7 protein-coding genes and 1 pseudogene are annotated in these 8566 nt (G+C 45.5%); 6 read left to right on the forward strand and 2 right to left on the reverse strand.

Features of this window, described 5'->3' with window-relative positions:
• Positions 1-343 precede the first annotated feature (343 nt).
• The 3 genes from EWV66_RS13425 to EWV66_RS13435 all read left to right on the forward strand — a co-directional run bounded on the left by EWV66_RS13425 (position 344) and on the right by EWV66_RS13435 (position 6211).
• Positions 344-1105 (forward strand): peptidylprolyl isomerase, encoded by a 762-nt coding sequence (locus EWV66_RS13425; RefSeq protein WP_072927341.1) that lies wholly within the window; start codon positions 344-346, stop codon positions 1103-1105.
• A 76-nt stretch (positions 1106-1181) separates the two neighbouring features.
• Complete coding sequence (locus EWV66_RS13430; protein ID WP_052278302.1) at positions 1182-4151, forward strand: peptidase domain-containing ABC transporter; 2970 nt, start codon at positions 1182-1184, stop codon at positions 4149-4151.
• A gap of 278 nt (positions 4152-4429) precedes the next feature.
• Positions 4430-6211, forward strand: a complete 1782-nt coding sequence (locus tag EWV66_RS13435; protein WP_287107470.1) for a beta-barrel domain-containing protein — start codon at positions 4430-4432, stop codon at positions 6209-6211.
• Here the strand turns inward: EWV66_RS13435 and hisA are convergent.
• Entirely contained in the window at positions 6208-6969 is a 762-nt protein-coding gene (gene hisA / locus EWV66_RS13440) for a 1-(5-phosphoribosyl)-5-[(5-phosphoribosylamino)methylideneamino]imidazole-4-carboxamide isomerase (protein ID WP_052278303.1), read from the reverse strand. The two genes, EWV66_RS13435 and hisA, sit on opposite strands and share 4 nt — an antisense overlap.
• 51 nt (positions 6970-7020) lie before the next feature.
• On the opposite strand from hisA, the gene EWV66_RS13445 reads away from it, so the two are divergent.
• From EWV66_RS13445 to EWV66_RS13455, 3 genes are all read left to right on the forward strand, one after another.
• Positions 7021-7191, forward strand: coding sequence for a hypothetical protein (locus EWV66_RS13445; protein ID WP_158499396.1), 171 nt, complete (start codon positions 7021-7023; stop codon positions 7189-7191).
• A gap of 261 nt (positions 7192-7452) precedes the next feature.
• Complete coding sequence (gene pedR, locus EWV66_RS13450; protein WP_002754772.1) at positions 7453-7734, forward strand: photosynthetic electron transport-dependent transcriptional regulator PedR; 282 nt, start codon at positions 7453-7455, stop codon at positions 7732-7734.
• On the forward strand, positions 7718-8269 hold the full coding sequence (locus tag EWV66_RS13455) for a TolB family protein (protein ID WP_052278304.1): 552 nt from the start codon (positions 7718-7720) through the stop codon (positions 8267-8269). Before pedR ends, EWV66_RS13455 begins: the two co-directional genes overlap by 17 nt.
• Before the next feature lie 70 nt (positions 8270-8339).
• Here the strand turns inward: EWV66_RS13455 and EWV66_RS13460 are convergent.
• Positions 8340-8442: pseudogene (locus EWV66_RS13460) on the reverse strand (IS30 family transposase); the annotation flags it as partial.
• Positions 8443-8566 lie beyond the last annotated feature (124 nt).

An 8566-nucleotide genomic window follows, 5' to 3' on the forward strand; every position in this document is an offset into this window, starting at 1 on the left:
GGTTATTACTAACCCGCACCTGTAGGGTTATCAAGTTATCAAGGTACTACATTTACCAAGCGGCTAATCCTCTAAACGTCTTACTGTCTAGTTTCTAGCCAACGAATCGCACCACACCCTACACCCCACACCCCACTTCCCACACCCCACACCCCACACCCGCCAAGATGACCGACTTGTTTGTTTAATTTCTGTAATTTTCGGCTTTCAAAGGGGAAAACTCAAATTAGAATAGGGAGGGATACCTTAAAATTGCTGTTTTGGCGTATAATCACCTCAATAAAATTTAGAAGCTCCTAGAGTTGATAGTTTTAAACATTTCTGTGAGGAAAATGTATTTATTATGAGTTCAATTATTGAAATCGGCGACCAAAAAATTAGCGAGTCAGAGGTATTGCCTCTTTTGGCAAAATATGGTATGTTACCCCAGTTAATCCGGGAAGTAATTATCGAGCAAGCGATCGCCAATATCACCTGCAATCCCGAAGAAAGAAACGCCGCCTATTCCCGTTTCTATCAAAATAATCAAATTGCCAACGATGAACAAATGAAATCTTGGTTACGACAAAACGGGATGGATTCCGAACAACTAGAATATCTAATTCTGCGGGACATTAAATTGGAAAAATTTAAACAGGAGACTTGGGATAACAAAGTAGAATCCTACTTCTTGCAAGTCAAAAATCAATTGGATAAGGTGGTTTATTCCCTGATTCGGACAAAAAATATCGGCATTGCCCAGGAACTATTTTTCCGGATACAGGATCGAGAAAATACCTTCGCTGAACTAGCTAAAAAATACTCCCAGGGAGCAGAAGCGGAAACCGGAGGACTAATCGGACCTGTGGAACTGAGCACTCCCCATCCCCAGATTGGGCAAATTCTCAAAGCCTGTAAACCGGGGCAACTGTGGCCACCGACGCAAGTGGGAGAATGGGTCGTGATTGTCCGACTGGAAAAATATTTATCCTGTGAACTGGATCCTCCCACCCGTCAACGCTTACGCAATGATTTATTCCAACAATGGTTAACGGCTCAAATGCAAACAGTGAAATTTATCTCCGAATCAAACCCAGTCAATAGCGAGCAGGGATCGATTATATAGCATTTCCTTGCAACACTGGGTAAACCTAGTCTTTTCGCTTAATTATTTGCCAACTTAGTCAATTTTCGCCTAGCCAATGAGTTATACCACTTTAGATTTTACCGCCTTTCTGGAGACCGTACAGCCCTTTGATCGCCTGCCCGTCGAGGTTAGACGTTCTCTGGGCCAGAAATTACAACCCTTTCGCTATGAGATGGGCAATGCGATCCTCAAGTGCGACCGCTTACCCTCCCACCTCGTCCTTCTCTACGAGGGAGAGGCCAGACTTTTGGGTTACGATGCTAGGGTTGACAATCCGTTGCCGGTTACTTTGGCTAAATTGCAGCCGGGGGATTTATTCGGGTGGATCAGTCTCCTGCGCGGTAGCCCCTGTGAAACGGTGATCGCTTCTTCGGAAGTCACTATCTGTTTAACCTTAAAACAAGAGGATTTTTGGTCTTTAATCAATAATTACCCCGAATTTAAGGAACATTTCTTTAAAGAAACCTCGATCGCTGAAGTTTATGCTCTCCTAGGCTCCTATCTTAATCAACAGGCCTGGGGTGGGGGGGACCTGAAAGAAATTGCTCAGGCTCTTTTAAACAAAGCTTGTGTGTCCTACGACCAGATTAACGATGATTATCTCTGGTTAGTCAGCGAAAATACTGATAATTATCCTACCGGCACAGTTATCACCCAGAATAATCCGACTAGCACGCGCTTATTAGGTCTTTCCTCCGACCAGTTAGACGAATTCTTGACAGTTGCAACCGAAGCGGCTGCGGAAACAGAAACGGATGATATCTGGGAAACCCAAGTCATTAAGGGAAATAAACCCACCCAGGTATTAGATATCCCCCAAGGAAGAATCAGCGACATCACCAGCGATATCGACCTTGAAAAAACTGTCCAGAAAAACCGCAAGTCATATCCTTTTTTCAGGGGAAAAACGGAACTAGAGGCGGTGAGTGCCTGTTTTCAGATGCTCTGCAAATATTTTAATATCCCCTTTCGCAAGGACGTGATCCAACGCATTCTAGGGGATCAACTGCAAAGAACTGGCAGCCTTTCCCTGCCCCTGTGTGGGGCTGTGGCCGAGGTAGTGGGACTCCATAGCCAATTAGTACCCCTAAATGCTTCTTCCTTGCCCAATATCAACCCTCCTGCCCTAATTCGCTGGCAAGACAGCATCGTTATCCTCTACGAAATCAATCAACGGGAAACCACGATCGCCGTTCCCGAACGGGGGATAATTAAACGCAAAACCAGCGAATTTCTGGAATCTTGGGACGAAAAAGGGGAAGTAATTCTGCTCAAACCCACCAAACACACCCAGCAACAGCGTTTTGGCTTATCATGGTTTTGGCCTTCTGTCAAGAAACATAAACGAGTCTTAATAGAAGTTTTTATCGCTTCTTTCTTCGTGCAGTTATTTGCCCTGGCCAATCCCTTGATGATTCAGGTGATCATCGATAAAGTGATCGTGCAGAATAGCCCGGAAACTCTGAACACCCTCGGGGTTTTCCTCTTAGTAATTGCCGTTTTTGAGGGGATTTTAACCTTTTTGAGAACATCTCTTTTTGTCGATACCACTAACCGCATCGACATGACCCTCGGTTCAGAAATTATCGATCACCTGCTGCGCTTACCCCTGAAATACTTTGAACGGCGGCCTGTGGGGGAAATTTCGACAAGAATCAACGAATTAGAGAATATTCGGCAATTTTTAACAGGTACAGCCCTAACGGTGGTGTTAGATGCCATTTTCTCGGTTATCTACATCGTGGTTATGTTGATCTATAGTCCGATTCTAACCGTTTGGGCCCTGGGAGTCGTGCCGATTTTAGTTCTCTCCACAGCTATTTTCGCACCAATCGTGCGGCGACAACTGCGAGCAAAAGCGGAACGAAACGCCGAAACCCAATCCTATCTAGTGGAGGTGATGACGGGAATCCAAACAGTAAAAGCACAGAATATCGAATTGCGTTCCCGTTGGCAGTGGCAAGAACGTTATGCGCGCTATGTGGCCGAAGGTTTTCAAACGGTCATGACCTCAACTTTGGCCGGTTCCTTTAGTCACTTCTTTAACCAATTATCGGGTTTATTAGTGCTGTGGGTGGGAGCAGCCTTAGTTTTAGACGGACAACTCACTCTTGGTCAATTAATTGCCTTCCGGATTATCTCTTCCTACGTTACCTCGCCGATTCTGCGTTTGACCCAACTCTGGCAAAACTTCCAAGAAACTGGCTTATCCCTAGAAAGATTGGCCGATATCGTCGATACTCCCCAAGAAGCGGAACTTGATCGCCAAAACATCCCCATGCCCTTAATTAAAGGCACTGTCACCTACGAAAACCTCGCTTTCCGCTTCAATCCCCACGGCGCCCTGCAACTATACAACGTCAACTTAGAATTCCCCGCCGGTACTTTTGTCGCTTTGGTGGGAGAAAGTGGCGCCGGGAAAAGTACCATCACTAAACTATTAGCCCGTCTCTATGAACCAGAATCGGGACGGATTCTCATCGATGGCTATGATATCAACAAAGTGGAACTCTATTCCCTGCGTCGTCAAATCGGCATGGTTCCCCAAGAAACCCTATTATTTGACGGTACGGTACAGGAAAATATCGCCCTGACTAACCCCGATGCGACTGTGGAGGAAATTGTCTCGGCAGCGAGAGCAGCTGCAGCCCACGAATTTATTATGACCCTACCCAATGGCTATAATACCCGCGTCGGTGAACGGGGGGCATCCCTATCGGGGGGACAACGACAACGGGTTGCGATCGCTCGTTCCGTCCTGCAAAGACCGCAAATTCTCATTCTTGATGAGGCCACCAGCGCCCTCGACTATAACACCGAACGGCAAGTGTGCCTCAATCTCAAAGAAGCTTTCAAGGATCATACGGTCTTCTTTATTACCCATCGTTTAGCTTCGATCAAATCCGCCGATATTATTGTCATGATGGATAAAGGGACAGTAGCGGAGGAAGGCACCCACGAGGAATTAATGGCCAAAAAAGGCCTTTACTATACTCTCTATAAACAACAGGATTCGCAAATCTAGTCAGTCGGTCGTCAGTTATCAGTTATCAGTTATCAGTTATCAGTTATCAGTTATCAGGAGTCAGGAGTCAGGAGTCAGGAGTCAGGAGTCAGTTATCAGGAGTCAGGAGTCAGGAGTCAGTAATCAGGAGTCAGGAGTCAGAAGATTAGTTTTATTTATTCTCCCCACACCCCACACCCCACACCCCACACCCCACACCCCACACCCCACACCCTACACCCCACACCCTACACCCACGAAAAACTTTTTCAGCAAACCCTAAATATAGGAGAATCTTCATGAACGGTAATTCTAACAACGGCCACAACGGCAACGGCAATGGCAATGGCAACGGTAAAAGCGATGAACTGACCCAAGCGGGTAAAAACGTGGCCACTACCACGAAAAATAAAAGTATTAGCCCTTCTTTACCCACTTTTAGCCCACCGGAACAATCGGTGATCCTGAAACAATCACCCATTTGGTCGCGGACGATTATCTGGACATTAATGAGTGTCACCACTGCCGCTTTAATTTGGTCAGCGCTCGCCAAAATCGAGCAGGTGGTGGGCGCCCAAGGACAACTTAAACCCCAGGGGAAAGTGCAAGAAGTACAAGCACCGGTGAATGGGGTAGTACAGTTCGTGAAAGTTAAAGACGGCGATCGAGTTAACAAAGGTGATGTACTGGTTTTAATGGATTCCAGTGCCTCGCAAGTGCAGTTAGAATCTTTGAAAAAAATTCGCACCACTGCTGAGAAGGAAAATCAATTCTATCGTCTCTTAATGGCGCAGGATCTGACACCGGCACAAGTGGAAAGTTCGATCACTCAATTAAAGTTACCGAGTGAAATCGCCGATTTAGCCCGTAATCGTGCTGCTTTGGTGGCAGAAAATCAACTTTATCAAGCACAGGTCAATGAAGGTGCCTCTAGCTCTGCTTTAGAAGGAGATCAATTAGCCCGTTTAGAGGTTGCCCGACGGGAGGCCAATTCTCGACAAGCGGCCGCTAGATTGGAAATGGAACAATTAGAAAAACAATTAGCCCAAACCAGGGTACAGTTGGCCGATGCCCGCTCGCAATTAATCAATGATCGCTTCGTCTTAGAAGAAATTAAGACTCGTAATACCAATTCGATGAAACAGGGCCAAGAAAGCTTGGATATCGAGCGTAATATTCTTAAGGATATTGAACCCTTGGGGGATGAAGGAGCGATCGCCCGTTATCAGATTAATAAACAAAAACAATCTGTAACTGATCGCCAGAATGAATTACAGCAGCAAGAGGCTAACGGCAAAATCGATCGAGAAAAACAAGAGAAAGAAGTACAAACCCGCATCGCCGAAATTTCCCGTTTGGAACAGGAGGAAAAGCGTTATTCCCTGTTGATTTCCCAAGCACAAGAAAAGCTGATTAACACCACGGTAATCACGGAAAAAGATGTGCGCGATAAAATGGCGGACAATCAAAAACGGATCGCTGAAATCGATAGTCAGATCAGTCGCATTATTATTGATAACAACAAGCGCATTGCCGAACTAGACAGTCAAATTAGTCAAGCACAACAGACGATTAAATATCAAAAAATTACTGCCCCCATCGGTGGTGTGGTCTTCGATCTCAAGGCGCGGCCCGGGTTTGTTCCCCAACCGAGTCAAGCGGAAGCATTATTAAAAATTGTTCCCGATGGCTGTCCGACTGAGGTCAAAGATGCCGCTAAAGGTTGTTTAGTGGCAGAGGTGGACGTGACTAACCAAGACATCGGTTTTGTGCGCGTGGGACAAAAGGCCGATATTCGCATTGATTCCTTTTCCTACAGTGAATACGGTGATATTAAGGGAGAAGTAATCTCGATCGGTTCCGATGCTTTACCTCCCGACGAAAATCACCGTTTTTATCGGTTCCCCGTCCGGGTACGCTTGAACAGTCAAGAGTTAGTTTTGAAAAATCAATCCACTCTACCGCTGCAATCGGGGATGTCCGTGAGCGTTAACATCAAAGTCAATGAAAATCGCACTGTTTTGGGACTATTTACCGATATGTTCAATAAACAGGTGGATACTCTCAAACAAGTCCGTTAAACGAAAAAATTCGGGGGTAGATCCTGCCAACGGCCCGATCCGATCGCGCTAATCGCTTCCGAGAGGTTAACTGCACCGGTATAAAGGGCGCGGCCCACGATTACTCCCGTTACTCCCAAAGGTTCCAAAGACAATAAACTCAGTAGGTCCGTCAGGGAACTAATGCCCCCAGAGGCGATTACGGGAATTTCGACAGATTCGGCTAATTCTCGCAAAGCGGCGAGATTCGGGCCAGAAAGCGTGCCATCTCGATGAATATCAGTGTAGATAATCGTGCTGGCTCCTCTTTTTGCCATATCTTGCCCAAGAGCGATCGCATCTACCTCGGAGGTTTCTAACCAACCCCTGGTGGCTACTTTGCCATCGCGAGCATCAATACCGACAATTATTTGCCCCGGAAAGCTTTGACAAAGTTCGCTGACTAATTCGGGCTTTTCTACGGCTACTGTCCCGACAATCGCCTTTTCTACCCCGATTTTTAGGAGATTACTCACCGTTTCTACATCCCGCAGTCCACCCCCCACCTGTACGGGAATGGCAATATCATTAAGAATTGTTTCAATAGTTGACAAATTAACCGATTTACCCTCTTTGGCTCCATCCAAATCAACTAAATGTAATCTGGTTGCCCCCTGATTGACCCATTCTCGCGCCACTATTGCGGGATTATCGTTAAAAACCTGCGATTGTTGGTAATCTCCCTGATAAAGTCGCACACATTTGCCATCGAGAATATCAATAGCGGGGATAACTTCCATGTTTTTCTCAATATCTAACTAAGGAGCGTTTTTCATTATATAGTACCAGCCTTGTCAGTTATCAGTTATCAGTTATCAGTTATCAGTTATCAGTTATCAGTTATCAGTTTTGAGTCTGAGAGGGGAACAATCCCTCTCAACGCATTGTCCACAAAGGTTTTAAAGTGTCAGCCATTGCGGGGATCGGGGGGAAAATTCCGGGACTTTTTCCCTGAAAATTAGGTAGTTGACCACCTGAAAATCGATAAAACCCCACACCCCACACCCCACATCCCACACCCTGCCCCTAGGAAAAGCTTTTTGCCGCAAACCATCTGTATTAAGTGTGCATCATCAAATGGCAGTAACAGTGCCGTCTTTTCACTGATTACTGTTTACTGGACGGCTACGCCGTGCCTTTGGCAACACTGATCACTGATTATCGATTCCTGGGGAAAAAATTCTTCTAGAATGATAAGTACATATACGAGAGGAATTATACTCATGTCTGCTGGGAAGTTTCAAACAGCCGCTTCATTATCCGATCGAGAGCTAGAAATACTCGATTTAGTGGCTAATGGTTTAACCAATCAAGAAATCTCGGAAAAGCTGGAGATTAGTAAGCGTACCGTTGATAATCATATTAGTAATATCTTGACAAAAACAAAAACCGATAATCGGGTGGAATTGGTGCGTTGGGCATTGCATTGGGGTAAAGTTTGTCTTGATGATATTAATTGTTGTATCCTTCCTTCCCCGGTGCCGACCGATGATCAGGTTTCCTAAACTTCTGGGACTTTTGCTTGCGGTTAATATCATCAGTCTGGGGGGATGTAGTGATGCGGGTTTTGTCACCCCTCCCCAACAGCTTTTAGGAAATACTTTAAATACCCCTTCCTCTGAAGATAATCCCCGTTTTAACTACGATGGTCGTTATCTGGTCTTTGCCTCCGATCGCATGGGACAACGAACGGTTTATTTATTCGATCGAGTGGCTAATCGTTTAGTTCCCCTACCGGGGTTAAATCAAGCAAAAACCTATCAAGATCAACCGGATATTAGTGCCGATGGTCGCTATATTGTTTATGTGTCGGAACAGTCCGGTAAACCCGATATATATATTTATGATCGACAAACTCTGCAAGCAAAAAATATCACCGAAAATATTTTAGGAGAAGTGCGTCGTCCGACGATTAGTGGTAACGGTCGTTTTATTGCTTTTGAAAGTAATCGTTTCGGTCAATGGAATCTGGAAATATTCGATCGAGGTAGCGAAATTTCTCCTTCTTTACCCCCGATCAATTCTTCCCCGTCCCGATAGTATTGGGGGAGAAGGGAGAAGGGTGTGGGGAGACCACTTCCTGCGCGTTGCGGGGGAGATGGGAGAGGAGAATATCCACACGCCCCGGAATCCCTCCACGCTTACTTTTTGCTCCGTATCGACTCTTTCTTTTTCCTCGTCTGGCCGCGTAGGTATTCTTGATACTTTCCACAGTCAAGGGTAAGCTTTTACGCATTTAAGTTACATTGACAGCATTACCCTTATTTTTAAGTTTTCTACTCCATTTAATAATCAATCCCCCTTCATTTAAAAGCTGATTGACTACTTTTTCCAGTT

This window comes from Microcystis sp. M_OC_Ca_00000000_C217Col (assembly GCF_007095585.1).
In the GTDB taxonomy this organism is placed as follows: domain Bacteria; phylum Cyanobacteriota; class Cyanobacteriia; order Cyanobacteriales; family Microcystaceae; genus Microcystis; species Microcystis panniformis.

Coding starts and splice junctions, on each gene's coding strand:
- EWV66_RS13425 (WP_072927341.1), top strand. CDS start 344: ATGAGTTCAATTATTGAAATCGGCGACCAAAAAATTAGCGAGTCAGAG.
- EWV66_RS13430 (WP_052278302.1), top strand. CDS start 1,182: ATGAGTTATACCACTTTAGATTTTACCGCCTTTCTGGAGACCGTACAG.
- EWV66_RS13435 (WP_287107470.1), top strand. CDS start 4,430: ATGAACGGTAATTCTAACAACGGCCACAACGGCAACGGCAATGGCAAT.
- hisA (WP_052278303.1), bottom strand. CDS start 6,969: ATGGAAGTTATCCCCGCTATTGATATTCTCGATGGCAAATGTGTGCGA.
- pedR (WP_002754772.1), top strand. CDS start 7,453: ATGTCTGCTGGGAAGTTTCAAACAGCCGCTTCATTATCCGATCGAGAG.
- EWV66_RS13455 (WP_052278304.1), top strand. CDS start 7,718: ATGATCAGGTTTCCTAAACTTCTGGGACTTTTGCTTGCGGTTAATATC.